Here is a 26,340-nt window from a genome sequence, read left to right as displayed (position 1 = left end):
CCTTCGGTCAGCTTCGCTATCACGTGAGTTCGACATAACGTAGCTTGTGGAAAACTCACCCCACGTAGGAGTCTCAAGCCCTTATGATCTGGTTGAAAAAATCATAACTCCGTTCGCGTAGCGTCTTCGAACTCCTAACTCCGAACTCCTAACTCCGAACTCACGTGCTATCGCACCCCCTGAACTCAAAACTCCAATATGATTTTTTTATCTCCCGCAGAGGATGAGCGAACTGCTTGCAGCAGCGCTTCGCTATCGCCCTCCCTCAACAAATCCGTTGGGTTTCATGCTAACTGCTCCGCAACGCTAACGCGAACAACCCAATCTACAAATCAAGGCTTTTTCTAATTTGGACAAGGTATTGGTAGTAGAACGCATTTTTGGTTGGTTAATCGGGTCTCGTTACCCTGGTTTATAAAGTAATCAGCTGTAGAATATGTTACTATCTAGAGAAAACCTATTCATGCAATTGCAATTCAGAATATTTGTAAGCAAGTTGAATAAGTATTTGCTGCCATAGAAAAAATACATGAGGTTGAATGACTGAATCTTTAAGAGGAAATTTCCCATTGACAAAGAACGCTGTGGGCAGACCTAAAACTGACACAGAAGCCACAAGCAAAAATTTAGCTTTAACCATTGCTGAGGCGGCTTTAGACCGCAAAGCTGTCGAAATTGTCCTGCTTGATGTGGCAGAAATCTCTTACCTGTCAGATTACTTTGTGATGATGACTGGTTACTCTAAAGTACAAGTGAGAGCGATCGCTGACGCAATTGCTGGACAAGTGGAAATTGACTGGCAACGACGACCCCTCAGAACCGAAGGAAAAGCCGAGGGAACTTGGGTACTCCAAGATTATGGTGATGTTATCGTCCATATCATGATGCCAAGGGAACGAGAGTTTTATAATTTAGAAGCGTTCTGGGGACACGCGGAACGTATTCCCATACCAAACTCGGATAATATTGGGGGTTAACCAATATGATGCGATCCTCTCTAGAGAATTGCCCAGTTCCAAAGGAACAACAACCACTGAATGAGTACGAAGAGCTAAAAAATGCTTGGCTATTTCGAGATAGTACCCTAAATTGGGGTAACTACACCAAAAAAATGTTTTGGATTTGGTCTTGGTCTTGGTTAATAGCCGGACCTGTGGCAGCAGCCAGCTTTCCTCCCCAAAAGCAGATTTTTAATTTTCTTCTTTGTGGATCTGGTGCTGCTAGTGTAACTGTAGTGTTAGCATTGGTAAGGTTATATTTAGGTTGGTTCTATGTGCGCGATCGCCTTTACAGTCCCACCGTATTTTATGAAGAATCTGGTTGGTACGACGGACAAACCTGGACAAAACCCCCAGAAGTCATGAGCCGCGATCGCCTAATTGTTACCTACGAAATTAAACCCATTTTTCAACGCTTGCAAATTACCTTTGCCGCCCTAGCTCTAATGTATCTTATTGGTACTATAATTTGGCATTTCTTGTAAGTCTTATTGGTCATTAGTGATTGGTCATTGGTAATTAGTAAAACAACTAACAACTAAGAACTGACAACTAACAACTGACAACTGACAACTGACAACTAACAAAATAGATATAAACCCATGACAATGGGAAAACGCACTCAAGCCGCAGCACTGGAAGTCCGGTTGCTGCGTGAAGGTATTATCGAATCTCGGCATATAGTCCAGGCTGTAGTTAGTGATGACCGGGGACGGGTACTTTCCGTTGCTGGTAACGCTGAAACCGCCGCGTTTGTCCGTTCTGCCCTCAAACCATTTCAAGCTCTGGCTGTCACCAGTACAGGCACAATGGAACGTTATGGTTTGAGCGATCGAGACTTAGCAATCATCACCAGTTCCCACAAAGGCAGCATGGAACAGGTGAGACAGGTATTTAACATTCTGTGGCGGGCAGATATTGACATCAATGCCCTGCACTGCCCAATCCCTAAAGATAAACGTAGTTCTCTAGAATATAACTGCTCTGGTAAACACGCAGGAATGTTAGCCGTTTGTCAACAACGCCATTGGCCATTAACTAACTACTTAGATCGTAAACACCCAGTCCAACAGTTAATTATCACCAAAATAGCCGAATTGTTGCGAATGCCAGCGGAAGAATTTCTCACCGCCCATGATGACTGCGGCGCACCCACCTATCTCATGCAACTCAGTCAAATGGCATCACTATATGCTGTTTTATCTTCCAGTAATAGCGTAGACATGGAACGCATTGTCCGCGCCATGAACCATCACCCCACAATGGTAGCAGGCGAAGGGGAATTTGATACAGAATTAATGCGTCTCACTCCTGGTGAACTGGTTAGTAAATCTGGGGCAGAAGGAGTACAGTGTATAGGCAGACTTGGTGAAGGCATGGGATTAGCTATTAAAGTAATGGATGGCTCAAAACGCGCTAAATATGCCGTAGCTATTCACGTCCTCCAACAAATGGGTTGGATTAGTCCCAGCGTTGCCCAAGGCCTGTCTGAGAAATTTATGAACCTGGGGAAATACAAGCGTTTGGAAGTAATTGGAGAATTATCGCTTTTGTAGTTGACAAACTTTTGACTTCGCGCTATATTAAAGGAGTCGAGAGAAGCGCGACGAAAGCGACGCGGGATAGAGCAGCCTGGTAGCTCGTCGGGCTCATAACCCGAAGGTCAGTGGTTCAAATCCACTTCCCGCCACCAAATAAAAAAATAAATCCCTGTAATCTGAAAAAGTTGCAGGGATTTGTTTTATGAAAACAGCAAGTAGGGGCGCAGGTCCTGCGCCCAAGAATTATTCAGAATTCATCTTGCCTTGACACTCTCCGGTCTAAAGACGCGGAGATTCTATAGAGAGTTTCAGTCTATATCCCTCAGTTATCCCAGGTTCAGGCAGGGTTCCTTAAATATTTGGGTTCTTGCCCTGATTTCGTTGGACTTGGCGGGCGAAATCATATCTGACAAGCGTAACTTTCCGAGAGTCCCTCGGTAGCTTTTTATGTCTTTAGTGACAATATAGTTGTATCACGAATATGGATTAAAATCAATGCAGGATAAAGGAAAGCCTCTAGCCTTCATCCCTTGTCTAAAGCCCAAATGTGGCTTCCTGAGTCACCCACATTTTCAAGGGTTTTCGGCGTTCTTCCTTATAATTTCAGTTTGTATCAAATCTAATTCCCGACTATTCACCACAGGAACGAGGGGATAAAAGTCCAGAATTGAGGCGAAATTCGGCTAGATATGTTTCTAAAACCTGAAATTGGGAAATATTCAAGCTGTAATAAATCCAGCGTCCTTCTTGACGGGAATTTACTAGACTTGCTTCCTTGAGAGTTTTCAGGTGAAAAGAAAGTTTTGACTGATTCATTTCTAAAGCATCACATAAGTCACATACACACAGTTCATGCTGATGCAGTAGTTCTATAACACTGATTCTAATGGGATCTGATAGGGCATGAAAACCCGATACTATTAAACTGTGAGTGGTAATAGGAGAAGTTAGTGGTTTATTTAAGAGCATTAGGTATCTATCCTGATGATATTTGATTTTATAGATAGGCGATCGCCTATCATCTATATTAACTTTAATTAAGCCGATGATAAATCCCTGAATTCTTCATCATCAGCAATTCTCACTTTGAAATATATGTAGGGGTTGCTGAAAAAGTTGTCTGTGAGGGCAGGCAAGAGGCAAGAGTTTGGGCTATCTGTTATCCCTAAATTTTGTGATTTATTCAACCCAAAATGCACGCTTTTGGGACTATCTCCTTCAAAAATCTTGCACCTATTTTCTTTTTTAGCAGACTCAAACCTTTGATATATATAGGTCTTGCATTTATTCAGCAAGCCCTATGTGCCCTAGATATTTTATGTTTGAATAGAGAATAGATATTTTTTTTAATTATGGCAGGACATAGTAAATGGGCAAATATTAAACGTCAAAAAGCCGTAGTAGATGCCAGAAGGGGAAGTATATTCACCCAACTATCACGGGCAATAATTGTCGCTGCAAGAAACGGTATACCAGATCCAGCAGGTAATTTTCAACTCAGGACAGCCATTGATAAAGCCAAAGCAGCAGGCATTCCCAATGATAATATTGATAGAGCGATTGCCTACGGCACGCGCAAGGCGAACGCTAAAGGTGCAGGTACTTTCAGTGATAACAGCATCCTTGAAGAAATTCGCTACGAAGGTTACGGTCCTGGTGGTGTCGCCATTTTAATTGAAGCCCTCACAGATAACCGGAATCGAACTGCGGCAGATTTGCGCGTCTCTTTTAGCAAAAATGGCGGAAATTTAGGAGAAACAGGGTGTGTAAGTTGGATGTTTTCCCAAAAAGGAGTTTGTGTAGTCGAAGGTGTAATTGATGAAGACAAGCTTTTAGAAGCTTCCTTAGAAGGCAATGCCCAGTCTTATGAAATCATTGCAGAGGAAACATTTGAGGTATTCACAGAAATAGCAAATTTGGAGAAACTCAGCCAAACCTTAAAAGCAAAAGGTTTTAAAGTCACAAATATAGAATTGCGTTGGCTTCCTGGTAATCAAGTAGAAGTTACAGATGCAGATCAAGCCAAATCTCTTCTCAAATTAATTGATACTCTAGAAGGATTAGATGATGTCCAAAATGTGACAGCTAATTTTGACATGGCGGATGGTTTAATGGAACTTAGTATCACCTAAGCTACCTGTAATTCCGTAGAAGAGTAGACATTTACCTCAGACCTCAAATCTTCAATACCAACTTAATAGACACATATTAATACCAATTAATTTGGTATTTTGTAGCAAAGACTACGAATTTTCTATGGTTGGTAAAATTTTTTAGGGGTTTTTAATTGCTTCCAAAGCATTTGAATTTGAGTGTAAGCATCCTCTGGTGACAGCGTACCAATACAATTTTTGCAATTTCTCCAGAAAAAATTTACCAATAAAACTGGTAAATATTATGGTAGTCTTGGTAAAAGTATACCGAGCCTCAATTCCATGAGTAAAAATTTCTCTCAGTCCAGTTTACCCATCAAAAGAAGAAAGCTACTGGTCTTAATCACTACAGCCCTAGCTGCTTTGCTACTAACAATTGGCTTACCAACCTTAGCTTCTGGTTCTGTTGTAGCACAATCAAATTCAAACTTACTTGTATCTGCCGCTGCTAGTTTAAAAGAAGCCCTGGAAGAAATTAAACCCCTATACCGACAAAGTAAAGCAAACGTCAATATTAGTTACAACTTCGGTAGTTCAGGGGCATTACAGCAACAAATCGAACAAGGTGCGCCTGCGGACATTTTTATATCTGCGGCAAAAAAACAAGTAGATGCTTTAGAAAAAAAAGGACTTTTAGTTGCAGGAACTCGGAATATCATTGCTAAAAACAAATTAGTTTTGGTAGTACCTAAAAATGCCGTTAGTATCACTAGTTTCTACAATCTTAAAGATGCCAAAGTCAAAAAAATCGCCATTGGTGAACCCAGAACTGTACCCGCAGGACAATATGGACAACAAGTATTAGAAAAGTTGAAAATTTGGTCAGAAATTAAATCAAAACTGGTGTTTGCGAATAACGTGCGTCAGGTTTTAGCATCTGTAGAAACTGGTAATGCTGATGCAGGATTAGTTTATATAACTGATGCCAAAATCTCTGATAAAGTCAAAGTTGTAGTTACAGCCGATGAAAAATACCACTCTCCCATTATTTATCCCTTAGCAATTATTAAAGGTAGCAAAAATGTTGATACAGCTAAAGAATTTTCTCAATTTTTATCTAGCAATCAAGCTAAAGCCGTATTCAGAAAATATGGGTTTATTCTGCCTTAAGCAGCCGTGAAATTTTAGATTCCTGACTTCTATGAATCAGAATTTATTCACAGGATTAAATAAAGAAGTCGTTACCAGCCTCAACGAGATAACTAGTAACTTGAGTACCTTATATGAAAAATAGTCGCAGTATCAAATAAATTTACAATATTTCAAGGTATAATACCAACCAAGTTGACCTAAATCAATTTAATTCAGGACTTACGCAACTGGCACATTGGTAGGGTGCGTCAGATATCAACAATCTGTTTATTTGCAGGATTTATGCAGTAGTAAAGCACCCTACAACAGATTTTTGGTGTGACACTTGCGTAAGTCCTATAACTATGTAGTCAAACTGGGAAAACTATGCCACAGGATTTATCACCGCTTTGGATATCGTTAAAAACGGCTTTACTGGCAACATTTATTACTTTTTTTATGGGTATATTTGCTGCTTATTGGATGTTGGGATATCGTGGTAAAGGTAAATCTTTAATTGAGGGGATATTTGTTGCACCGTTGATTCTCCCCCCTACTGTGGTTGGGTTTTTACTGCTGATATTTTTTGGGAAAAATGGTCCAGTGGGTAAACTGTTAGAACCCTTCAATACGACAATTGTATTTACTTGGTATGGTGCGGCGATCGCTGCTATAGTAGTTTCATTCCCATTGATGTATAAAACTGCATTAGCAGCTTTTAGTCAAATTGATACCAATTTACTGCGCGTAGCCAGAACATTAGGTGCGAAGGAATTGACAATTTTTTGGCGGATTAGTTTACCCTTAGCATTTCCAGGGATTATTGCTGCCACCACCTTAGCATTTGCCCGGGCTTTAGGTGAATTTGGGGCAACTTTAATGTTAGCAGGAAATATCCCTGGACAAACGCAAACTATACCAATGGCGATCTATTTCGCAGTAGAAGCTGGGTCAATAAATGAAGCTTGGTTTTGGTCAATTACCATGATGATCATTTCTCTTTCAGGTATTATTTTAGCTAACTATTGGCAAGAACTTGCATATAAATCAAGATTGACAAAACCATCTCCAAATCAAATAGAATTAGCAAAAAAATCTTCTTTATTATTAGAAGATTCTTCGTCCAATGGCTTATTTTTAGATATTGAAAAAAGACTAGCTAATTTTCATCTGCAAATTACCTTAAATACTGATAATCAACCATTGGGATTATTGGGGGGGTCTGGGGCTGGAAAAAGTATGATTTTACGTTGTATTGCCGGCATAGAAACACCAAATAAAGGACAAATAGTTTTAAATAATCGGGTATTATTTGACTCAGGAAAGAAAATTGATCTGCCCATTCATCAACGCCGAATTGGTTTTTTATTCCAAAACTATGCCTTATTTCCACATATTACTGTGGCGGAAAATATCGCTTTTGGCATACCCAAATCTGTAAATGTTAAGGAAGAGGTAGAAAAGCAGTTAATAACCATGCAATTACAAGGATTTGGCGATCGCTATCCGCATCAACTTTCCGGGGGACAACAGCAACGGGTAGCATTAGCTAGGGCTTTAGCAAGTAAACCAGAAGCACTACTTTTAGATGAGCCATTTTCCGCTTTAGATACCCATCTTCGCAGTCAATTAGAACAACAAGTTACAGAAATTCTGGATGATTATTCTGGTGTAACTTTGTTTGTTACTCATAATATGGAAGAAGCCTATCGGCTATGTCCCAATCTATTAGTATTAGGACAGGGAAAAGAAGCACATTATGGTTCTAAATATGAGATTTTTCAACATCCTGCGAGTATAAATGTCGCCCAACTTACAGGTTGTAAAAACTTTTCCCGTGCTAGTATTTTGTCTCCCCAACGGATAGAAGCAATTGATTGGGATTGCACTCTTCAAGTCAGAGAGAAAATGCCTTCACAATTATCTCATGTTGGTATTCGCGCTCATCATTTAATTTTCACCAAAGATCCTCAAAAAATAAACACCTTCCCCTGTTATTTAGTGCGTACCAGTGAAACACCTCACCGCATGACAGTATTTCTCAAACTACATTTTCCTGGTAATCATCCCCATGACTATCACTTACAAGGAGAAATCTATAAAGAAAAATGGGAAAATATTCAAAATCAACCTTTTCCCTGGTATGTACAATTAGAACCTTCGCAATTACTCTTAATGGAGTAAAACCCATCCAGTAAAAAACTCTTAATTTTTGACTCCCATTACATAAGCTTTAACTAACAAATCAATTCCAGTAATTGCCCCACCAACAACAACAGCATTAGCACCTAAATCCAAAGCTTTTCTAGCCATTTCCGGGGAAGCAACACCACCTTCACAAATCACAAAAGTATCAAGATCTTCTATGATTTTAGTGAGTAATTCCCAACCAGGAGGAGAAAAGTTTTGAGTTGCTGTCGTGTAGCCAAAAAGAGTAGTTCCCACAATATCTGCACCTGCATTTACAGCTAATTGTGCAGCCTCATAGGTATCTACATCTGCCATAACTGGCTTATTTAATTTCTGATCAATGAGAGTAATAATATCTGCCAACTTTTCATCACCGGGACGATTTCTCGTAGTAGCATCTATGGCAATAATATCTGCACCTGCTTCAGATACAGCCACAGCGTGATGAAACTGTGGTGTAATATAAACATCAGAACCAGTTATTACTTGTTTCCACAGTCCAATAATTGGAACTTGGACTTTTTGCCGCACAGCTTGAATATGAATAGGTGTGTCAATTCTCACAGCTACAGCCCCATTATTAACTGCTGCTTCTGCCATTGCTGCAATTACATAAGGATCATGTAATGGAGAGTTTACAGGTGCTTGACAGGAAACAATTAATCCTTTTGGTAAATTAGTCATGTTTAATTGGGAATTGTATATCAAAAATTTTATCAAGGGACAGGTTTTCTGTAAAATTACTTGTTAGTTCAATTAATGAGAAAGTGGATAGTTTATGACGGTAGCTAGAATTGGCATCATTGGTGGAAGCGGGTTGTATAAGATGGAAGCACTGAAAGATGTGGAGGAAATAGAGATTTCTACCCCTTTTGGTTCACCGTCGGATGGGATTATTCTCGGAACTTTAGAGGAAACCCGAGTGGCGTTTTTAGCACGTCATGGTCGTAATCATACCTTGTTACCTTCTGAGTTGCCGTTTCGAGCGAATATTTACGCGATGAAGCAATTAGGAGTAGAATATTTAATCTCTGCGAGCGCTGTGGGTTCTTTGAAGGCGGAAGCTAAACCCCTAGATATGGTAATTCCTGATCAGTTTATTGATCGAACTAAGAATCGCATTTCTACGTTCTTTGGTGAGGGGATTGTGGCACATATTACTTTTGGTGAACCGATTTGCCAAAATTTGGCTGGGGTTTTGGGGGAGGCGATCGCTTCTTTAAATTTACCAGATGTGACGTTACATGATGGTGGTACTTACGTATGTATGGAGGGACCGGCTTTTTCCACTCAAGCTGAATCTCATCTCTACCGGAGTTGGGATGCTACGGTAATCGGGATGACAAATTTACCGGAAGCGAAGTTAGCACGGGAAGCGGAAATCGCTTATGCAACCTTGGCGCTGGTGACGGATTATGATTGCTGGCATCCCGATCATGATAGTGTGACGGTGGAAATGGTAATTGGGAATTTACATAAAAATGCGGTAAATGCACAAAAGGTAATTCAAGAAACTGTGAAGCGGTTGAGTGCAAATCCCCCTGCTAGTGAGGCGCATTCGGCTTTGAAGTATGCGATTTTGACGAATTTGGAGAAAGCACCAGCAGCAACTAAGGAGAAGCTGGCTTTGTTGTTGGAGAAGTATTTGTAAGGGAATAGGGGATTGGGGATGAGGGTAAAAATAAAATGCAGCTTTTATTCAGCAAAATCTATTTCTTGTGGTTCTGTGACTATTGTTAATCCTGCTAAAATTTGTCTAATTCTTTCTTTTGATAGCTTACCAATTTTTTCAGTTAATAAAGCTTCTTCATAAAGTGATTCTTCAATTGAAATAGCTGTTTTGATGCTTGTCATTGAGTTATACCTCTTTTCTAACTGAGGGTATAACTTAATTTTACTTTATTTTCATTATTTACACAACAAATACTTGGAATGCGATTAGAAAGATGCAGCAATTCTCATTTTGAAAAAAATAAAATAGGGTCAGAATCACGGATTAGACGGATTGCACTGATTTCACGGATTTTAGTGACTCTTATCATAGCAAACAACCTAATCCGCGCCATCTTTTAATCCATATAATCCGTGATTCTGACTTTTGAGCGATAAAACCTGAAAATGAGAATTGCTGGCCAAAGAATCACAGACCTCAAAAACACACCATAAATGATAAATGACCACCCTCCCAGGGCATATAGACACAATGCCAGGGGAATTTGCATGCGGCTTCTGGACTTTGTGTTAAAATTGCTGGAGGTAATGTGTTTCCCCAAACTTCGGAAAAGTTGACTATGTATAGTATATGGCGATCGCACTTCATTCATTATCCTTATTTTGTCAGAATCAGGATGTCCAGGATTAAAGGATTTGCAGGATAGAGATTGAGAACTTTTGCTGGAATCAAAAAATCATTTTTTCTGTAAACTATCCCAGGTGAAAAACAAGATTTTTTAGATTTAAGGATTGAGAGGATTTAGTATTGTTTGTTTTGTCAGAATCAGGATTTACAGGATAGAGATTGACATTTTTTTAATCATTAATCCCACCAATAAGCAATCACTACACCATCTCGCTGTTCCCAAAATGACTCACCTTCCAAACCACCTTGTAACCTCATTTGTAACCTGCGCTGAAGTCGCAAACCATACTCTTCATTATTACCATCAGTAATATCCACTGAGTCTGCACGCCACTTTTTACCCAAATCCAAAAGCTGAGACACGATAGTATCTTGGTTTTCTGTCAAAATGTACAGAGTATCGCCAGGATAAGCTACAAAGTGTATTATACTCGATTCTGGCATCGGGCGATAATTTGCCATTGCCAATAAGGTATCTACCAAACCACCAAAACTTAAACCATGTTCATCTGGTGCAAAAATTGGTTTCGTAAACAGAAAACTTGCCCATAAATGAGAATTTTGAATAAGATCCTGAATAACTTCTTCCCCGTTAAATTCATTAAAGCGACGTTGCCATACTAATGCTGCGAAAAGTTCCTGGGGACTGTATTCTTGAGCTAGGGTTTGAATTTTGGCTAGGTTTAACATTACTATCTTTAATCACCAGACTCTTGATATTGTTTGATTTTCTCATATAAACTATCAACTGTTTCTTCAGAAAATAGCTTTTCTTTAAGTTGTAAATAATCTCCTTCACCTAATTTACAAGCAGCCCAAAATTTCATTACTTTTCCTGGTTCTAGGTGAGTTAGTAAAACCTGCATTACTTCTTGTAAATTTTGTTGTTCGTTAATAACTTTAATTGTCATCTTTCTTCTATCTCCAAAATCAAATCTGCTGGGTTAATTACTTTTAGTGATAAATCTCGACGGGCTTGAACCATTTGCAAAATTAAAATTGCTGCTTGTGTTTCTAGAAAGATTTTTGGCTGTGTTTGGTCGTCAAATTGACGATTATAAATACTAGTACAACACGGCGTAAATAAACCAACCATTCTAAATCGTTAAAAAGCCTATACTGTCTTCGTTTTGACTTTTGACTTTTGACTTCCGCCCTGGGGTACTAGTGTCTAAATAAACTCTGACCATATCACTGTTTTTACATCCTTCTCTAGTTTACAGGAATAATGGTCTTATTCCCAAAAATGCGATAGGTTTCTTCCATCTGCACTAAAGGCAATACCTAGCGTAAGTAAACTGACAAGTCAGAGCTTGTGCGATCGCCTCCCATACCCCAAAAAGCGATCGCAGTACCTACCGCAACGTTGCCATTAATTTTGAATAAAAGTTAGTCAGAAATGCCAGCATCTCGCAGGCGTTTTTCTAACTCTTCCAAGCGTTTTAAAGCTGCTTCTTTTGCAAGTCGTTCTTGGTTAACTTGTTGTTGAGCAGTTTCTTTTGCAAGTCGTTCTTGTTGCACTAACTCAGAACCCCAAAGTAGCAAATTACCATCTTGATCCCACCAGCGTAACCAGTAACCTTGACGGTTTTCGCGTTTTCCTTGCCAAACACCAATAAATAATTCCATTTCAGTTAACCAGTAACGGTTATTGTCATCTGAGGAACGCAATTTATAGTGTCCATTTTCATGCAGGTGATATATTTCTAATTCACCGATATCTGGTTGAAAAATGATGTAGTCAGGAACTTGTAAAACTTGTTCATAATAAAACCATTTTCCGGGAGGATAGGTATGTTTATTAGAATATTCACTGCCATCTGTATCGGAAAGAAATTCCATAACCACCGTAGGAATTTGTCCCTGTTTGTGGGGGGTGTAACTGCGTTGGATTTGTTCTCTAGGCACTGTAATTTGTGGCACGTAAGCCCAGTCAGGGGCTTTGATGACAAATTTATCATTTACTGTGGCACAGATGCCGTAATTGGTGGTAGCGAGGGCAGTTTCTGGCAGTTTACCGGCGAGTTCTAGGCTTTCTGTGAGTGCTGCTGCTAGACTGGGTTGATTGACATTATCCACAGGTTCATCGTCTAAAACGAAGTCTTCGGGTAAGAGTTCCCAAGTGATTTTGGTGGTCGAAGCACTTACAACCATAGGAAACACGAATAAGGGGTTAGATATTAGTATATAGTTATTCTCAATCAAATGTGAACACGACAATAATGAGATCCCCGACTTCTGACGTGAATTCATAATTTATTTGCAATATCCAAAAAGAAGTCGGGGATCTTATAAAACTTCTAATCATGTATTACCCCATCTGGCATAATAGCACCTTGAAAATCTGTATTTGTGAGAATTGCTCCGGTTAAATCTGCTCCTTGTAAATTAGCATTTTTCAAGATAACATGACTCAGATTTGCATAACTTAAATCTGCATTTTTTAAACTAGCATTTGTTAAATCTGTCGTTACTTCTCCCCATTCAATTATGCGCCCTAAACTAGCTCGACACAATTTTACACCATCTAAGTTAGCATGATGTAAGGTGGCGGTTCTTAAGTCTGCATAACTTAAATCTGCTTGAGTTAATACTGCATATCCTAAATCTGTGCGTTGGTTGGAACTGGGGCGTAAATCTGCTTTAATTAGTAATGAACCTGAAAGTTTAGCTCCGTGTAAGTTTGCTCCACATAAACTAGCTTTAATTAGGTTAACTTAATCTAGTTTAGTATTAACTAATTTTGCTCCTGTTAGGTCTGCTTCCCTAAGAATAGCCTGATATAAATCTGCTTCACTTAACTTGTCTTAAACAAGATTTACTAAAATTTGTTTTACCTAATCTTGTCTGACGTAAATCAGCATAGCTAAAATCTACACCTTCTAAATTTGCGTTGGTTAGTTCTGCGTCTTGGAGGTTAATTCGCTGAAAATTTCTTTCTCCAGTAGCATAGAGTTTGGTAATTTCATTTACGTTCATAAATAGATTTTGGATATGTTAAACAGAAAGTAAAATTTTTGATTAATCCACTTAATAACTGTATAGTGATTATACCACATTTTTGTGATTTGGTGAACTTTTTTATCTCCTATTCCTAAATTATTGATATTTGGTTATAATCCTAAATAGTGATGAATTGTTGTGCTGATGATTGAGTTGCCATAATGCCAAAAACAAAGCCGTCTACAGGTGATCCAGCTATTATTGCAGCGGTGGCTGACTATTTCAAGGTGTTATCCGAAGGAAGTCGGTTACAAATTTTAACTTGTCTCAAATCAGGTTCTATGAATGTAATGGAGATTGGGGAAGCAACTGGTTTAGGGCAGGCCAATCTATCTAAGCATTTGAAAGTGTTAACTCAAGCGGGAATTTTATCTCGTCAACCCAAGGGAACGAGCGCCTATTATGACATTGCTGACCCGGATATTTTTGAGCTTTGTGAGTTAGCGTGCGATCGCATTAGTGAGCGTATACAACAGCAAGCTGAAAGCTTGAAAGCTTTTCATAGTAAAAATACAGTATTTTAAATAGGGCTTACTGACTCGGTGACTCTTGAGTGGACGCAGGCTCTGCGCCCCTACTTCCTAAACAACCTGAAAACTAAAGTTCAAGCTTGCCCAATGATTAACAGCTAAAACATAGGCATCATTGGCAGTAATATTAATATCAGTTTCGACTTGACTAGCGTTATGTAAATCCTGTAATATGGCTTGGGCAACTTCCAAAGGATTAACTATCGGACCAATAGCTTGTTGATCTGTGGTAGGATATTTAGCGATAGCCGCGCTGGCCGAAGGCATCGCCAATGCTGTGAGAGTTTCTGGAAACGGTGAGGTACTCAGGATAATTTGGTGTTCACAAAAAGTATAACGAGTCGGTAATAACCAACCAGATACAGATTGATTATCTGGTATTTTCATAGTTTGGCCTGGAGGAATGAGAATTTCCATTAGTTGGGGTTTGCTATGGGGAATTTCCGTGGCTGGAAAAACTTCCCAAGGATAAAAAGCAAAGGCATTTTGATTATTATTTAAACCCACTAAAATTAAGTATATAGGGCGATCGCTCAAATTTTCGATTTTATATTGCAAGCGACCACCTACAGGAATTGTCGGCATAGCAATTCCCTCATAGCCAGGTGGTTGTAAAATCTTATCCTGACTAGCAGTTCCCAAGGTATCCCGCACCATAAACACATAGGGGACAATGCTATTCACAACCTCTAAAGTTGCCCTCACAGGTAAACGGGAAGAACCTTGATTTTCTGTCAACTGCCACAACTTCGATGCCAGCAAGGTCGAAAATTGCGGTGTTAATCGCTGTACTGCCACCTTCACCGCTTCCCCAACTTCCCCGATAGTATTAATAATTGGTTCACCACCCAGGCAAAAAAGACCATAACGGCTAGGAATTTGGGCAACTTTACCAAATACATAATCAGCAGTTTCTTGGGTGGTAACAATATTAGCAATGCGGCTAATTCCCGAAAAAACGCTAGTAGCATCTACCACTTCAATTCTTTCCAAATTCTCATCTAAGGCCACATTTACAGAAATATTGCGGGGTAATATGCGAATACTTTCTTGAACTATTTGCCCAACTTGAGGTAGATTAGTAATCTCTTTATTTGTCAATTTAGCTTTAGCTACTAACCCACTTCGTGATTTAACAGTTAATTCTGCCCCTGTCTCCAAAATTAACCGAGAATTTACGCCATAATTAGTGAGAATGGGGAGAGGTAATCCCCCCAACCATAACTTGAATATTTTACCATCTTCTTCTATGGCTTGAACCACGCCAATACTTCTCAAGTTATCAATGGGAAAATAATCAATAATTAAATTATTTGGAAATTTCTTCGACTCATTTAATAGACTTGGTTGTTGTTTTCCACCCAACTGATACATGGAAGTAGCAACACCAGAAAGAAAAACCGAAATTGTTTTAGCTGGGGTAGTTTCCCACAAATATTGAGTTAAAGCATAAGTTAATAATCCCGCAGTGTAATTAGAGAAACTAAATTCTCCGGCTTGCTGATTTAGTTCTGAGGTAGCATTGATAATCAGAGGATGATTATTAGCTAATTGCTGATTTTTCAGTTGGGATAAAAACTCTAATTCTTGTATTTGTAAAACTGATGTTGATGATTCTGGACGGGTACGCACTTGTAAAGCAGTAGGTTTTAAATCAGGAAAATGATTGTAACTGGTATCTAATATTGCCGTCACTTGATTTGTAGGGAGCGATCGCAATAATAATAACAGAGTTTCTGTCAATAAATAGTTTCTCGATTTTGTGCCTAATAAATTATTCTCATCAACAGGAACTATGGCATTTGCTAATATTCCCGTCCCCAAATTTACACAAGTCCCATAGCCAGAAAAATGGAAAATCACCACATCTCCAGATTTGGCTTGCTTACCCAAGTGATCTAAAAAAGCCGCTTTAATAAAATCTTTACTAGCTTGTTCATCAGTTAAAGTTAAAATATCCGCTGCTGCAAAGCCACAACGATTAATTAACAGTTCTGTTTGCAACTCCACATCAGTTACACAACCCCCCAGAGCAGGACTTTGTGGATATTGATTAATGCCTATCAATAATGCTAACTTCCGCTGGTGAGATTGTGCTAAAGCCTGGTAATAGGGATTTCCCAAACTCAACCACTCAGTTTCCGCCACTCCCAATGCCGCTAATAAGCCGCTAATCCGTTGTAAAAACCTACGCCGTTTCATATTTAGCTATCAGACCCTAGCCCATTAGCTAATAGCTTAAAGGCTAAAGTCTGTACAGTAAAGTTTTTAATCTTAATCTAAACCAATACAGGAGAAATCCGCATAGCCCGGGTTAACTCAGCCGCAACTTCTGGACGAGAAAATTCTGGTGGTGGTAATTCACCCCGACGTAACATTTCCCGTACCTTTGTTCCTGACAGGTGAACCCGTTCCTCTGGACTACTAGGACTGGTTTTAGTTGTGGCCATTTGTTTGGTGCGCTTACAATAGAAAGCGTGTTCAAACTTCATTGGCACAATTCCCAATTCTTCAGGGGCGAATTCATCGAATATATACTGAGCGTCATAAGTGCCGTAGTAGTCACCTACACCAGCATGATCACGTCCAACAATAAAATGTGTACAGCCGTAATTTTTCCGCACTAAAGCATGGAAAATGGCTTCCCTGGGACCTGCATAACGCATAGCTGCTGGGTTAATGGCCAAAATTACTCTATCTACAGGGTAATAGTGTTCTAGTAAAATTTCATAACAACGCATCCGCACATCAGCGGCGATGTCATCCTCCTTAGTTGCCCCTACCAATGGATGCAAAAATAGACCATCTACAGTTTCTAAAGCGCATTTTTGAATATATTCATGGGCGCGGTGGATAGGATTGCGAGTTTGGAAACCCACAATTGTTTTCCAGCCTTTTTCTCGAAACATTGCCCGTGACGCAGCAGGGTCAATTTGATAACTGGGAAAATGGGGATGATCATCCCGTTGTAATAACCAAATATCACCTGCTAGGTTGATAGAACCTTGGTTATAAACTACCTGCACCCCAGGATGGTTAAGATCATCAGTGCGGTAAACATTGATGGCTTCCTGTTGTTTGTTGTAAATATATTTCTCGGTCAGTTCCAATACCCCAATGAACTCGCCTCTGGGGTTATCCAGACGCACTAAACCGCCTTTTTGTAGAGGGGCTGCTACTTCTTCGGTGACGGACAGTGTAATAGGAATTGACCAGACAATACCGTTAGCTAACCGCATTTCTGTGACGACTCGGTTATAGTCTGCTTGGTTCATGAAACCAGTCAAAGGACTAAAACCACCAATGGCAATCATTTCTAAGTCGGAAACTGCTCGCTCATCAAGTTCCACACGCGGTAAAAAGTCAGCTTTGGAGAGAAATAGTTCTCTTTGTGCTGAGGAAGCAACCCGGTTAATTAACTCTCCACCGTGGGCGGCAATGGCATCTGGATGGTAACTCAACGTAATTTTTCCCTAATTGTTGCAAACTATAGTAATCCTGTTTGAGTTATGAACTAGTTTTTTTCACGAACCACAGGGACACAGAGGACACAGAGGTAGGAAAATAAGAGATGTTCACATTTCATTTAGGACTGCTATATGTATTAAGTTACCAAATTATTGGTACACATTGTTAAATTTCTGTGAATTTTTTTCCTTTGCCGGTCGGAAAGGGTGAGATTAAAGGGCAGGGAGCAGGGGGCAGGGGGCAGAGGTATAGATTAATTTACTTCTTTCTTCTTCCTCCTAAACTCCGAACTCCTGACTCCGAACTCCTGACTCCTGACTCCTGATTCCTCCTAATAAAATATTACAAACAATTACAATAAAAGTTGTGTTACACCAAAGTTTAAACTCAAGAGAGTTTTCAAATTAAGTATAAATAGAAGATTCACCCAAACATAGAGGAGTTGATAAGATGAGGATAAAATTTCCAGTTTTGAGTGGGGTACTGATACTTCTTGCTACTAGTCTTGTCTTACCTTTAGTTGCTAAAGCTGAAACTGAAACAACCAGTGGTATGTTTGAACGAGCTTATTTTCGCCATGATCCCAACTTTTATGACAATGGCAGTTTAAAACGTAAAGTAGATGCTTTAATTGGACCTGGGAAAAAATTTGGTACTACTTTTACTGACAATGAAATCGCTAAAGATGCTGAGTTGGTAAATACACTTTATCTTGATGTTATGGCTCAACAAACATTAAATGATCCCTATTTGCGGACACCTGATTTACCAAATCCCTACGATTCTTCTTTGTTAATGACTCCCCGCTATAATGGCAGTCAACTTAAAGTTGGGACTGAATACCGTTTTGAGAATTCACAACGACGTTAGAAATACAGCAGGAGTCAGGAGGAAGAATTAGAAGGAGGGAAGAATAGTCTCAAATCTGAGCAAGTGATAGGTAAATGAATAGTTTCAACTTTTTAACCCTGAAATTCTTACCTTTGCGCCTTTGCGCCTTTGCGTGAGGCTAAAATTCGTACCCTTAATCAGCAAAGCCTAAATCATTTAGCGATCGCATTGATTGATCACGCATAGTGCTATGATTTAATGCGATCGCCATTTATCAGGCAACAAAAGAAACAATTTATCTTGATAATTATCCGAGCAGCATTTCGCCTGATGTGAAAAATTCTACAACCTCACGTCAGGGGGAAGTAGCACCTTATTAATTACATGAATTACGCCATTACTAGCTTTAACGTCTGCTTTAGTAACTTGGGCGTTACCTACAGACACTACGCCTTTCTTAGCTTTTATATTTACTGGTTGACCTTCAACTGTTTTGACAGCACCAGGTTTGATATCTTTAGCGTAAACTGCACCCGGAACTACGTGATAGGTCAGAATTTTGACTAAAGTTGCTTTGTTTTCTGGCTTCAAAAGTTTTTCTAAAGTTCCTTTTGGTAAGGCAGCAAAGGCTGCGTCTGTGGGTGCAAATACGGTAAATGGTCCTTGACCAGATAGGGTTTCTACTAAACCGGCGGCTTTAATAGCTGTTACCAGGGTTTTAAAGGAACTGTTACCACTGGCAACATCAATAATTGTTCCTACAGTGGTTTTATTAGTATCAGCTTTCTCGCTTATGGGCGCACTCTGGTTGTGTTCTGCAAAAGCAGGAACACTGACGAAAAGGGTGGTTGCCGCTACAGCAATAGCAAGTGTTTTACTAAAAACGGAATTCATGATTTCTCGCTCCCACAAATTTTAGTTGAAATTCACTACCAAAATTGTAACAGAATTTAACAATTTATGTTCATTTGTAACTATTCTGCCAGCATTATTAATAACTGTGCCTCTGTCAATTGGCTAATTCCTAAATTCTGGGCTTTTTCTAGCTTAGAACCGGCATCTGCACCCACAACTAAAAAGTCTGTTTTTTTGCTAACTGAATCAGTAATTTTACCACCTGCTTTTTGAATTAAGGCTTTGGCTTCATCCCGTTTTAAGGTTGGTAATGTGCCGGTGACGACAAAGGTTTTCCCCGCAAAATTTTGATTAATTTTCTCTACTGCTTTGGTTTGGGTGCTGTTGGCTAATTGTAAACCAATGGTCTGAATCCGGGAGATTAAGGTTTGATTGGCTGGGGTGCGAAACCATTGATAGACTGATTGGGCGATTTCTGCACCGATACCATAAACGCCTGCAATATCCGATTGTCTGGCGGCTGTTAACTCGGCGACGGTGGTAAACTTCTCTGTGAGTAATTGGGCGTTGACGCTGCCAACGTGACGGATGCCTAAACCATATAATACTCTAGACCAGGGTTGGGTTTTTGATTGTGCGATCGCCTTCACCAATTTTTCCGCCGATTTTTGTCCCATGCGTTCTAACGCACATAATTGCTCTGTTGTCAATTCATATAAATCAGCAATGGAATGTACCAAGCCTTTATCTACGAGTTGATACACCAACTTTTCTCCCACACCTTTAATATCTAAAGCGTCACGACTAACCCAATGTTCAACCTCACCTTTAAGAATCGCCGCACAGGAAGCATTTACACATCTAGTAACAGCTTCGCCTGTTTCTCTCACCACCTGTTGACCACAGACGGGACAATGGGAAGGCATAATGAAAGGTTGAGTGTCAGCGGGACGTAGTTCTTTGATGACCCGAACGACTTCGGGAATGATTTCGCCGGCTTTGCGAACAATCACGGTGTCGCCAATGCGAATATCTAATTGTTCGATGCGATCGCTATTGTGTAATGTAGCACGGGAAACAGTTGTTCCCGCTAATTGTACTGGCAACATTTCCGCTAAAGGAGTTAATGCCCCAGTTCTGCCCACATTGACAGTAATTTTTTCTACACGGGTTGGGGCTTCTTCTGCCGGATATTTTAAGGCTATAGCCCAGCGGGGAAACTTCTGTGTAAACCCCAATTGTTCTTGGAGTCTAAAAGTATTTAATTTAACGACAACACCATCTGTCATGTAGGGAGAATTCAGCCGTTCTGTATCCCAATATTGGTAATATTCAGCAACTTCAGCGATAGAATGGCAGAGTTTATGATTGGTATCAACTCGAAAACCCATTTTTTGCAACAATTCTAAAGCTTCCCATTGAGTATTGGCAATACTAGAATCATCCAAGCCCGTAATATGCAGAGTATAAGCAAAGAAATCTAATTGTCGCTGTGCTACAATTCGTGAATCTAATTGTCTGAGCGTCCCTGCCACAGCATTGCGCGGATTGGCGAACAACTGTTCTCCAGCCTTTTGTCTCTTCTCATTAATTTCCTTAAATACCTGTAAAGGTAGGAATGCTTCTCCGCGGACTTCCACCTTAGCAATATTTTCTAACCCGTCAAAATGCAAACGGAGGGGAATTGAGCGAATAGTCCTGACATTTTGGGTAATATCCTCACCCATTACCCCATCTCCTCGCGTTGTCCCCCTGACTAAGAAGCCATTTTCGTAAGTCAAAGCTAAAGCTGCACCATCAATTTTTAACTCAGATACATATTCCAGTTCTCCGTCATTATACTGAATGGGTGAGTATCGCCGCCACCGTTGATCCCAACTTTGCAATTCTTCAATATTGAAGGCATTTTCCAGGCTATATAGGGGAATATTGTGACGAACTGAAGTAAAATGGGTGGCAGGGCGATCGCCAACACGCTGAGTTGGACTATCAGGAGTAATTAATTCGGGATTTTGTGTTTCTAATTCTTGCAACTCTCGATACAGCCGATCATAAACCGTATCTTCCATAACTGGCGCATCTAAAACATAATAGGCATAACTAGCTTGTTGCAATAAGCGGCGTAACTCTCCTATACGTTTTACTTCCGGCTGATTTGACATCATCAGTTTCATAACAAAAAATAATAACAGTGGGAATTTAATTATAGGAATCCGGTTTGATTCTGTGAATTTACTTGTGTGGTCAGGGAACAGTCAACAGTCAACAGTCAACAGTCATCATGACTCAAACTTTCATAAACAAACCCCCCATTATTATCGCTCATCGTGGTGCAAGTGGCTACCGTCTTGAACATACTTTAGCTAGTTATGAATTAGCAATTGATTTAGGTGCTGATTATATTGAACCCGATTTAGTTATTACTAAAGATGGTGTTTTAATTGCCCGTCATGAAAATGAAATATCCGCAACTACTGATATTGCTAATCATCCCGAATTTGCTCATTTAAAAACCACGAAAATTATTGATAATGAAATTAAAACAGGTTGGTTTACAGAAGACTTGACCATAGCAGAAATCAAAACCTTAACAGCTAAAGAACGTATTCCCCAATTACGCCCGCAAAATCTAGTTTATGAAGGAATATTTCCTATTCCCACTTTTAGAGAAATCATTGATTTAGCCCAGCATAAAAGTCAAGCAATTGGCCGTAATATCGGCATTTATCCTGAAACAAAACATCCCAGTTATTTTCAATCAATTGGTTTACCATTAGAAGACACTTTATTATTCAGTTTACAGACAGTTAATTTACCCATATTTATTCAATCTTTTGAAGTTAGTAACCTCAAAGAATTATCTCGAAAAACAGATTTACCATTAGTCCAACTCATTAATGATACTGGTCAACCTTACGATTTTGCGATTAATAATAATCCCCGAAATTATGCAGATTTATTAAATCAAAAAGGGTTAAAAGAAATTGCCGAATATGCCCAAGCAATAGGTGTAAATAAAAACTTATTAATTCCCAGAGATAATCATGGTCAATTACTATCACCAACATCTTTAATTATAGATGCTCATGCAGCTAATTTACAAGTTCACGCTTGGACTTTTAGAAATGAGGATTTTTTCTTACCCTTAGACTGTCAGGGAAATCCTGAACAGGAATATCAATCATTTTTTAAATTGGGTGTGGATGGTGTATTTAGTGATTATCCAGATAAAGCCTTAAAAGTCAAACTCTATGAATAATTTATTGCTATGTTTGATCTCAAATCGCTGTATTTTCTCGCTCGTAATCAAGCAAAACGAGAACATATGATACCATCTTCAATTGTGAAAGCTGCTAATCTGGCTAAATTTAGGGTTTGTGTACCGAAAGAGCTATCGCACAATTATAATCTCATAATATGCTCTTAGTTTTATCCTAGATGCTATTTATCAGATATATTATTCATCATGGCTATATGATTAGTTTAAATTATAGAAAATCAATAATACTTTTGATATTTATAACTTTTAGCAATTTGCCTTTATATTTCCTTAATAATTAGTTGAGAATCTTTTCTATTTATCAACGAGGTTGCTATACTTTCAGCGATTTGCTATAATTTCAGAGAATTTCATAATCGGGTTATTATTGTCAATTTTAGATTTTTTAGAAGATGTTAGTCTCAAACCCTTGATTGACAGTAGGTTCAGAAATCATTTTCCCAGGCTAATACAAAACTTTACAAAATTAATAGCTATTCCTTCAACAATTTTAGCCATGAATTTGCTCAGAAATGATCTAATTTGAGCGATCGCCAAAATTTCCTATTGACAAATTGACAAAGAAGTGATATGCAACCTGTCAATGTTATTAATTTTAGTGATATTTAGGACTTACGCAGGAGTTACAGAATAATGAACCACAGAGAACACAGAGAAATGAGGGTTTGGGGAATATTCTGATTTATGATCTGCTGTTTCACAATGAATAACGAAATTCCATTGCTGCTGTGGGTTTTTATTAGTTTTATCTGCTAGAATTTCCGCATTGCGAACTGCTTGCAGCAGAGCTTGCCTCTTTCCGCCATCTTTCTTATTGTGCATTTGTCGGCTTTTTTTGTACCACCTGTCAAACAAAGTATCCCTATCCCCAAAGTTGCTAAAGTCCAATTTTTCCAAATATTCAATAAAATCACATTCAAAGTTACTAGGAAGGTTTACAAAATGGTGTTTACTAAATTACAAACACCATAGTTTGTTTTTACGCAATCATTCAACACTACTCCAGAAAAATTTCGTTTGGAAACAACGAACAACGAACAACTGACAACTAAAAAATTTATGGTATTACAAGTAGAAAACAACACTTACGAAGCGAAAACCCAAGAAATTGCTAAACAAGTTCTAGCTGCTACCCAGGAAAATCGCTCATTTTTGGCTGCTTTACGAGACCAAATGCGCCTTGATGATAAATTACTCGATTGGGCTATGAGTAATCCAGGTTTACGGGTACAATTATTCCGGTTCATAGATACCTTGCCCGCTTTACATAGTAAATCAGAAATTGCCTCCCATTTGCAAGAATATTTGGGAGATGATTCCGTAGAACTACCCGCAGCTTTGAAAGGAATCTTAAACTTTGCTAACCCTGATTCTATGCCCGCACAGGTAGCCGCGACAACAGTGGGAACTGCGGTGGAAACTTTAGCACATAAATATATTTCCGGGGAAAATATCAAGCAAGTCATCAAAACTGTTGAGAGACTGCGAAAAGACAAAATGGCTTTCACCATTGACCTCCTCGGTGAAGCGGTAATTACTGAATTAGAAGCGCAATCTTATTTAGAAAGATACCTGGAATTGATGCAGCAGTTGGTGGAAGCATCCAAAAATTGGGGGAAAATTCCGGCTATTGATGAAGCTGACGGCGAAAATCTCCCCAAAGTCCAGGTTTCTGTCAAATTAACGGCATTTTACTCCCAATTTGATCCTTTGGATGCCCAAGGTAGTGAAGCCCGAGTCAGCAATCATATTCGGACTTTACTCCGTCGCGCTCAAGAATTAGATGCAGCAGTCCATTTTGATATGGAACAATACGCCTATAAAGATATCACATTCAATATTCTCAAAAAGCTATTACTAGAAGAGGAATTTCGTCAACGTACTGATATCGGGATGACAATACAAGCATATCTGCGGGATAGTGAACAAGACGCTAGAGATATTATTGCTTGGTTAAAACAACGGGGTTATCCTCTCACCATTCGTCTAGTTAAAGGTGCTTATTGGGACCAAGAAACCATCAAAGCTACTCAAAAGCATTGGCCACAACCAGTTTACAATGATAAAGTCGCCACCGATGCCAATTTTGAGGCGATAACTCAGCTATTGCTAGAAAATCATCAGTATGTCTATTCTGCCATAGGTAGTCATAATGTGCGATCGCAATCTCGCGCCATAGCAATTGCGGAAAGTCTCAATGTTCCCCGTCGTCGTTTTGAAATGCAAGTTCTGTACGGCATGGGTGATAAAATCGCCAAAGCTTTGGTAGATAAAGGTTATCGTGTGCGGGTTTATTGTCCCTACGGTGACTTATTACCAGGAATGGCTTATTTAATTCGCAGATTATTGGAAAATACGGCGAATAGTTCGTTTTTACGGCAAAATCTGGAAAATCGCCCGGTTGAGGAGTTGTTAGCAGCCCCAATTATGTCTCACGCAGAGGCGCAGAGTCGCAGAGAGGAGAAAGGAGGTTTTGTTGGTGTTGCCGATACTGATTTTGCGGAGGAGGAGAGAAGGAAGAGGTCGAGTTTGGCTTTGGCAAATGTGCGTCAGCAGTTGGGGAAAACTTATTTACCTTTGCTAAATGGGGAATATGTGAATACTACAACGTTTGTTGATTCTCTTAATCCTTCTAATTTTAGTCAGGTTGTTGGTAAGGTGGGTTTACTCAGTATTGAACAAGCTGAGGAAGCAATGAAGTTTGCTAAGGCGGCTTTTCCCGCTTGGAAGAAAACTCCAGTTAAACAACGTGCAGATATTTTGCGTCAAGCTGGGGAGTTAATGGAGGAACGACGCGCCGAACTTTCCGCTTGGATAGTTTTGGAGGTGGGAAAACCTGTTAAGGAAGCTGACGCAGAGGTTTCGGAAGCCATTGATTTTTGTCTTTATTATGCTGCGGAAATGGAACGGTTGGATAAGGGTGTAATTTATGATGTGGTTGGGGAAACCAATCGTTATATTTACCAGCCAAAAGGTATCGCTGTTGTCATTTCTCCCTGGAATTTTCCTTTGGCTATTGCTTGCGGTATGACTGTTGCAGCCTTGGTTTCAGGAAATTGTACTTTACTCAAACCGGCAGAAACTTCTTCTGTGATTACTGCAAAGTTGACGGAAATACTCATAGAAGCTGGAATCCCTAAAGGTGTTTTTCAATACGTTCCTGGTAAGGGTTCGCAGGTAGGCGCTTATTTGGTTAATCATCCTGATACTCATGTGATTGCTTTTACTGGTTCTCAGGAAGTAGGTTGTAGAATTTACGCAGAAGCCGCAATTCTCAAACCTGGTCAAAAGCATCTCAAAAAGGTAATTGCCGAAATGGGTGGCAAGAATGGCATTATTGTAGATGAAAGTGCTGATTTAGACCAGGCTGTTGTCGGCGTTGTCCAATCTGCTTTTGGTTATAGTGGACAAAAATGTTCTGCTTGTTCACGGGTAATTGTGCTTGAACCTATTTATGATGCCTTTGTGGAAAGGTTGGTAGAAGCAACTAAGTCTTTAAATATTGGAGAAACTGAATTACCCAGTACCCAAGTTGGTCCGGTAATTGATGCTAATGCCCAAGCTCGCATTTTGGAGTATATTCAAAAAGGTAAACAAGAAGCAAAAGTCGCCTTAGAATTACCCGCACCCATTCAAGGTTATTTTATCGGTCCGGTGATTTTTTCGGAAGTACCCGCAGATGGAGTTATCGCCCAGCAGGAAATATTTGGACCTGTCTTAGCAGTAATTCGGGTGAAAGATTTTCAAGAAGCAATAGACGTTGCTAACGGCACAAACTACGCTTTAACCGGTGGTCTTTATTCTCGCACACCTTCCCATATTGAACAAGCACAAGCGGAATTTGAAGTTGGGAATTTATACATTAACCGAAATATTACTGGAGCGATCGTTTCCCGTCAACCTTTCGGCGGTTTCAAACTTTCTGGAGTCGGTTCCAAAGCAGGCGGACCAGATTACCTACTGCAATTCCTAGAACCACGCCATATCACAGAAAACATCCAACGTCAAGGTTTTGCCCCAATTGAAGGTGCAGAATAACTATATCCTACACAGATCCCCAA

At 39.5% G+C, this 26,340-nt stretch carries 23 protein-coding genes, 1 tRNA gene and 2 pseudogenes; 12 read left to right on the top strand and 14 right to left on the bottom strand.

What is annotated here, in order from left to right:
* Positions 1 to 539: 539 nt before the first annotated feature.
* The 4 genes from rsfS (at position 540) to IQ226_RS03530 (ending at position 2,691) form a co-directional block, all read left to right on the top strand.
* A complete protein-coding gene (gene rsfS / locus IQ226_RS03545; RefSeq protein ID WP_193892196.1) occupies positions 540 to 977 on the top strand; it encodes a ribosome silencing factor in 438 nt (145 codons plus the stop codon).
* Positions 978 to 982: 5 nt separating this feature from the next.
* Positions 983 to 1,483 carry a CGLD27 family protein gene (locus tag IQ226_RS03540; protein ID WP_193892193.1) on the top strand — a complete coding sequence of 167 codons (501 nt, stop codon included), beginning with the start codon at positions 983 to 985 and terminating at the stop codon, positions 1,481 to 1,483.
* A gap of 117 nt (positions 1,484 to 1,600) precedes the next feature.
* Positions 1,601 to 2,554, top strand: a complete 954-nt coding sequence (locus tag IQ226_RS03535; protein WP_193892190.1) for an asparaginase — start codon at positions 1,601 to 1,603, stop codon at positions 2,552 to 2,554.
* Positions 2,555 to 2,614: 60 nt separating this feature from the next.
* Positions 2,615 to 2,691 (top strand) — tRNA-Met (locus IQ226_RS03530).
* Positions 2,692 to 3,169: 478 nt separating this feature from the next.
* Here IQ226_RS03530 and IQ226_RS03525 read toward each other — a convergent pair.
* On the bottom strand, positions 3,170 to 3,508 hold the full coding sequence (locus IQ226_RS03525; RefSeq protein WP_193892187.1) for a metalloregulator ArsR/SmtB family transcription factor: 339 nt from the start codon (positions 3,506 to 3,508) through the stop codon (positions 3,170 to 3,172).
* A gap of 383 nt (positions 3,509 to 3,891) precedes the next feature.
* Between IQ226_RS03525 and IQ226_RS03520 the strand changes: the two genes are divergently transcribed.
* The 3 genes from IQ226_RS03520 to modB all read left to right on the top strand — a co-directional run bounded on the left by IQ226_RS03520 (position 3,892) and on the right by modB (position 7,947).
* Positions 3,892 to 4,671 (top strand): YebC/PmpR family DNA-binding transcriptional regulator, encoded by a 780-nt coding sequence (locus IQ226_RS03520; protein WP_193892184.1) that lies wholly within the window; start codon positions 3,892 to 3,894, stop codon positions 4,669 to 4,671.
* A 336-nt stretch (positions 4,672 to 5,007) separates the two neighbouring features.
* Entirely contained in the window at positions 5,008 to 5,802 is a 795-nt protein-coding gene (gene modA / locus IQ226_RS03515) for a molybdate ABC transporter substrate-binding protein (protein WP_193892231.1), read from the top strand.
* Positions 5,803 to 6,150: 348 nt separating this feature from the next.
* Positions 6,151 to 7,947 (top strand): molybdate ABC transporter permease subunit, encoded by a 1,797-nt coding sequence (modB, locus tag IQ226_RS03510; protein ID WP_193892181.1) that lies wholly within the window; start codon positions 6,151 to 6,153, stop codon positions 7,945 to 7,947.
* Positions 7,948 to 7,968: 21 nt separating this feature from the next.
* Here the strand turns inward: modB and IQ226_RS03505 are convergent, their stop codons facing one another.
* Positions 7,969 to 8,637: an N-acetylmannosamine-6-phosphate 2-epimerase gene (locus tag IQ226_RS03505; RefSeq protein WP_193892178.1), complete on the bottom strand. Its 669-nt coding sequence runs from the start codon at positions 8,635 to 8,637 to the stop codon at positions 7,969 to 7,971.
* Positions 8,638 to 8,731: 94 nt separating this feature from the next.
* Between IQ226_RS03505 and IQ226_RS03500 the strand changes: the two genes are divergently transcribed.
* A complete protein-coding gene (locus tag IQ226_RS03500; RefSeq protein ID WP_193892175.1) occupies positions 8,732 to 9,604 on the top strand; it encodes an S-methyl-5'-thioadenosine phosphorylase in 873 nt (290 codons plus the stop codon).
* Positions 9,605 to 9,648: 44 nt separating this feature from the next.
* On the opposite strand, the gene IQ226_RS03495 is transcribed toward IQ226_RS03500, so the two are convergent.
* The 7 genes and pseudogenes from IQ226_RS03495 to hetL all read right to left on the bottom strand — a co-directional run bounded on the left by IQ226_RS03495 (position 9,649) and on the right by hetL (position 13,291).
* Entirely contained in the window at positions 9,649 to 9,807 is a 159-nt protein-coding gene (locus IQ226_RS03495; protein WP_193892234.1) for a hypothetical protein, read from the bottom strand.
* Between the two features lie 278 nt (positions 9,808 to 10,085).
* Positions 10,086 to 10,175: pseudogene (locus IQ226_RS24870) on the bottom strand (acyl-CoA desaturase); the annotation flags it as partial.
* Positions 10,176 to 10,489: 314 nt separating this feature from the next.
* Positions 10,490 to 11,002, bottom strand: coding sequence for a hypothetical protein (locus IQ226_RS03490; RefSeq protein ID WP_193892171.1), 513 nt, complete (start codon positions 11,000 to 11,002; stop codon positions 10,490 to 10,492).
* 8 nt (positions 11,003 to 11,010) lie between these two features.
* Positions 11,011 to 11,223 carry a hypothetical protein gene (locus tag IQ226_RS03485; RefSeq protein ID WP_193892168.1) on the bottom strand — a complete coding sequence of 71 codons (213 nt, stop codon included), beginning with the start codon at positions 11,221 to 11,223 and terminating at the stop codon, positions 11,011 to 11,013.
* Positions 11,220 to 11,408 carry a hypothetical protein gene (locus IQ226_RS03480; protein ID WP_228039218.1) on the bottom strand — a complete coding sequence of 63 codons (189 nt, stop codon included), beginning with the start codon at positions 11,406 to 11,408 and terminating at the stop codon, positions 11,220 to 11,222. The genes IQ226_RS03485 and IQ226_RS03480 overlap by 4 nt, the downstream gene beginning before the upstream one ends.
* 293 nt (positions 11,409 to 11,701) lie before the next feature.
* Positions 11,702 to 12,466, bottom strand: a complete 765-nt coding sequence (locus IQ226_RS03475) for a Uma2 family endonuclease (protein WP_193892165.1) — start codon at positions 12,464 to 12,466, stop codon at positions 11,702 to 11,704.
* 146 nt (positions 12,467 to 12,612) lie between these two features.
* Positions 12,613 to 13,291, bottom strand: a pseudogene (gene hetL, locus IQ226_RS03470) (heterocyst differentiation pentapeptide repeat protein HetL).
* Positions 13,292 to 13,476: 185 nt separating this feature from the next.
* Here hetL and IQ226_RS03465 point away from each other — a divergent pair.
* The gene (locus IQ226_RS03465) at positions 13,477 to 13,839 is read left to right on the top strand and encodes a helix-turn-helix transcriptional regulator (protein WP_193892162.1); all 363 of its coding nucleotides are present in this window, start codon (positions 13,477 to 13,479) and stop codon (positions 13,837 to 13,839) included.
* 57 nt (positions 13,840 to 13,896) lie between these two features.
* On the opposite strand, the gene IQ226_RS03460 is transcribed toward IQ226_RS03465, so the two are convergent.
* Both IQ226_RS03460 and sat read right to left on the bottom strand, forming a co-directional pair.
* Positions 13,897 to 16,047: a caspase family protein gene (locus IQ226_RS03460; RefSeq protein WP_193892160.1), complete on the bottom strand. Its 2,151-nt coding sequence runs from the start codon at positions 16,045 to 16,047 to the stop codon at positions 13,897 to 13,899.
* Positions 16,048 to 16,124: 77 nt separating this feature from the next.
* On the bottom strand, positions 16,125 to 17,306 hold the full coding sequence (gene sat, locus IQ226_RS03455; protein WP_193892158.1) for a sulfate adenylyltransferase: 1,182 nt from the start codon (positions 17,304 to 17,306) through the stop codon (positions 16,125 to 16,127).
* A 457-nt stretch (positions 17,307 to 17,763) separates the two neighbouring features.
* Between sat and IQ226_RS03450 the strand changes: the two genes are divergently transcribed.
* On the top strand, positions 17,764 to 18,183 hold the full coding sequence (locus IQ226_RS03450) for a hypothetical protein (RefSeq protein WP_193892155.1): 420 nt from the start codon (positions 17,764 to 17,766) through the stop codon (positions 18,181 to 18,183).
* A 303-nt stretch (positions 18,184 to 18,486) separates the two neighbouring features.
* On the opposite strand, the gene IQ226_RS03445 is transcribed toward IQ226_RS03450, so the two are convergent.
* Complete coding sequence (locus tag IQ226_RS03445; protein WP_193892153.1) at positions 18,487 to 19,038, bottom strand: fasciclin domain-containing protein; 552 nt, start codon at positions 19,036 to 19,038, stop codon at positions 18,487 to 18,489.
* Between the two features lie 80 nt (positions 19,039 to 19,118).
* On the bottom strand, positions 19,119 to 21,164 hold the full coding sequence (gene ligA, locus IQ226_RS03440; protein WP_193892150.1) for an NAD-dependent DNA ligase LigA: 2,046 nt from the start codon (positions 21,162 to 21,164) through the stop codon (positions 19,119 to 19,121).
* Positions 21,165 to 21,280: 116 nt separating this feature from the next.
* Between ligA and IQ226_RS03435 the strand changes: the two genes are divergently transcribed.
* Positions 21,281 to 22,258: a glycerophosphodiester phosphodiesterase gene (locus IQ226_RS03435; RefSeq protein ID WP_193892147.1), complete on the top strand. Its 978-nt coding sequence runs from the start codon at positions 21,281 to 21,283 to the stop codon at positions 22,256 to 22,258.
* Between the two features lie 633 nt (positions 22,259 to 22,891).
* Here the strand turns inward: IQ226_RS03435 and IQ226_RS03430 are convergent.
* The gene (locus IQ226_RS03430; RefSeq protein ID WP_193892144.1) at positions 22,892 to 23,101 is read right to left on the bottom strand and encodes a hypothetical protein; all 210 of its coding nucleotides are present in this window, start codon (positions 23,099 to 23,101) and stop codon (positions 22,892 to 22,894) included.
* Between the two features lie 237 nt (positions 23,102 to 23,338).
* On the opposite strand from IQ226_RS03430, the gene pruA reads away from it, so the two are divergent.
* A complete protein-coding gene (pruA, locus tag IQ226_RS03425; RefSeq protein ID WP_193892229.1) occupies positions 23,339 to 26,317 on the top strand; it encodes an L-glutamate gamma-semialdehyde dehydrogenase in 2,979 nt (992 codons plus the stop codon).
* Positions 26,318 to 26,340 lie beyond the last annotated feature (23 nt).

The organism is Dolichospermum sp. LEGE 00240 (assembly GCF_015207875.1).
Taxonomy (GTDB): domain Bacteria; phylum Cyanobacteriota; class Cyanobacteriia; order Cyanobacteriales; family Nostocaceae; genus Dolichospermum; species Dolichospermum gracile.
Note: the sequence above shows the minus strand (reverse complement) of the source record. Positions and strands in the feature narration are given on the sequence as shown.

Bases quoted from the DNA above. Each gene is read 5' to 3' on its own strand.
- rsfS (WP_193892196.1), top strand. From the start codon at position 540: ATGACTGAATCTTTAAGAGGAAATTTCCCATTGACAAAGAACGCTGTG.
- IQ226_RS03540 (WP_193892193.1), top strand. From the start codon at position 983: ATGATGCGATCCTCTCTAGAGAATTGCCCAGTTCCAAAGGAACAACAA.
- IQ226_RS03535 (WP_193892190.1), top strand. From the start codon at position 1,601: ATGACAATGGGAAAACGCACTCAAGCCGCAGCACTGGAAGTCCGGTTG.
- IQ226_RS03525 (WP_193892187.1), bottom strand. From the start codon at position 3,508: ATGCTCTTAAATAAACCACTAACTTCTCCTATTACCACTCACAGTTTA.
- IQ226_RS03520 (WP_193892184.1), top strand. From the start codon at position 3,892: ATGGCAGGACATAGTAAATGGGCAAATATTAAACGTCAAAAAGCCGTA.
- modB (WP_193892181.1), top strand. From the start codon at position 6,151: ATGCCACAGGATTTATCACCGCTTTGGATATCGTTAAAAACGGCTTTA.
- IQ226_RS03505 (WP_193892178.1), bottom strand. From the start codon at position 8,637: ATGACTAATTTACCAAAAGGATTAATTGTTTCCTGTCAAGCACCTGTA.
- IQ226_RS03500 (WP_193892175.1), top strand. From the start codon at position 8,732: ATGACGGTAGCTAGAATTGGCATCATTGGTGGAAGCGGGTTGTATAAG.
- IQ226_RS03495 (WP_193892234.1), bottom strand. From the start codon at position 9,807: ATGACAAGCATCAAAACAGCTATTTCAATTGAAGAATCACTTTATGAA.
- IQ226_RS03490 (WP_193892171.1), bottom strand. From the start codon at position 11,002: ATGTTAAACCTAGCCAAAATTCAAACCCTAGCTCAAGAATACAGTCCC.
- IQ226_RS03485 (WP_193892168.1), bottom strand. From the start codon at position 11,223: ATGACAATTAAAGTTATTAACGAACAACAAAATTTACAAGAAGTAATG.
- IQ226_RS03480 (WP_228039218.1), bottom strand. From the start codon at position 11,408: ATGGTTGGTTTATTTACGCCGTGTTGTACTAGTATTTATAATCGTCAA.
- IQ226_RS03475 (WP_193892165.1), bottom strand. From the start codon at position 12,466: ATGGTTGTAAGTGCTTCGACCACCAAAATCACTTGGGAACTCTTACCC.
- IQ226_RS03465 (WP_193892162.1), top strand. From the start codon at position 13,477: ATGCCAAAAACAAAGCCGTCTACAGGTGATCCAGCTATTATTGCAGCG.
- IQ226_RS03460 (WP_193892160.1), bottom strand. From the start codon at position 16,047: ATGAAACGGCGTAGGTTTTTACAACGGATTAGCGGCTTATTAGCGGCA.
- IQ226_RS03450 (WP_193892155.1), top strand. From the start codon at position 17,764: ATGAGGATAAAATTTCCAGTTTTGAGTGGGGTACTGATACTTCTTGCT.
- IQ226_RS03445 (WP_193892153.1), bottom strand. From the start codon at position 19,038: ATGAATTCCGTTTTTAGTAAAACACTTGCTATTGCTGTAGCGGCAACC.
- ligA (WP_193892150.1), bottom strand. From the start codon at position 21,164: ATGATGTCAAATCAGCCGGAAGTAAAACGTATAGGAGAGTTACGCCGC.
- IQ226_RS03435 (WP_193892147.1), top strand. From the start codon at position 21,281: ATGACTCAAACTTTCATAAACAAACCCCCCATTATTATCGCTCATCGT.
- IQ226_RS03430 (WP_193892144.1), bottom strand. From the start codon at position 23,101: ATGCACAATAAGAAAGATGGCGGAAAGAGGCAAGCTCTGCTGCAAGCA.
- pruA (WP_193892229.1), top strand. From the start codon at position 23,339: ATGGTATTACAAGTAGAAAACAACACTTACGAAGCGAAAACCCAAGAA.